The 952-nt window shown below is 54.6% G+C and carries 1 protein-coding gene and 1 pseudogene; one reads left to right on the top strand and one right to left on the bottom strand.

Annotation, left to right across the window (positions count from 1 at the left end):
- A pseudogene (locus WLY71_RS30610) lies at nt 1–110 on the top strand (protease HtpX); the annotation flags it as partial.
- A gap of 66 nt (nt 111–176) precedes the next feature.
- Here the strand turns inward: WLY71_RS30610 and WLY71_RS30605 are convergent.
- Nucleotides 177–830: a thiopurine S-methyltransferase gene (locus tag WLY71_RS30605; protein ID WP_283181146.1), complete on the bottom strand. Its 654-nt coding sequence runs from the start codon at nt 828–830 to the stop codon at nt 177–179.
- Nucleotides 831–952 lie beyond the last annotated feature (122 nt).

Here is a 952-nt window from a genome sequence, read left to right as displayed (position 1 = left end):
CCCTGACTGCTTTCGGCATCAACGGTGGCATCAAACAAGGGTTCGCCCGCATGTTCATGAGCCACCCGCCGCTGGAAGAGCGTATCGACGCACTGCGTCGTCGGGGCTGATAGCTCTGGGGTGATACAAAAAGGGGCGATCATCTGATCGCCCCTTTTTTGTGCCTTGCTGTTCCATCAACTCATCAAGCGATAAATCCGCTCTTCAAGCCGCGTAACACCGCTTTCCAGGAACTTCCAGCTTTCGCCCAGAACGTCCTGGTCCTCCAGAATCTTCAACTCCCACGAAACACCGAACAACCGTTGCACTTCGTCATCCAACACTGCAAAGGGCGGCCCCTCCATTTGCGCCTGGTCGTAATCCAGGGTAATCAGCAGCCCCAGCGAATCCTTCGGCACAATCCGCTTCAGATGCTCGGCGTATTGTTCCCGCATCTTCGGTGGCAAGGCGATCAACGCAGCGCGGTCGTACAGCGCGCTGCAATCAGCGACATCGCCGGCCGTCAACGCGAAGAAATCACCACACCAGATCTCGATCGAGCCCGCCCGATAGACAGTGAAGGGGCCTTGGTCGCTAACGTCCGGATCAAATTGATGCTCGTGGAAAAAGTCTTCCACCGCTTTTTCCGACAACTCGACGCCCAACACCTCATGACCGCATTTCGCCAGCCACAGCAGATCCAGGCTTTTCCCACATAGCGGCACCAGTACGCGCGCGCCCTCTTCCAGGCCCAGCTGCGGCCAGTACCGTTGCAGATATGGATTTACTTCCGGCAGGTGAAAGCCGATCTGATTCGACGTCCATCGCTTGTGCCAAAACTCCGGCTGCATAATTAATCCCGAAAATTCGATCAAAAGACCCTAAAACTTATATTAGATTTAGATCAATGATCTGACTGAAGATGATGCCATCTTACCCCTCAGGAGCTCATTCATGTTCCCCAGCCTGTACA

The sequence above is a fragment of the Pseudomonas rossensis genome (genome assembly GCF_039888995.1).
In the GTDB taxonomy this organism is placed as follows: domain Bacteria; phylum Pseudomonadota; class Gammaproteobacteria; order Pseudomonadales; family Pseudomonadaceae; genus Aquipseudomonas; species Aquipseudomonas rossensis.
This window is presented reverse-complemented; position numbering and strand designations above follow the sequence as displayed.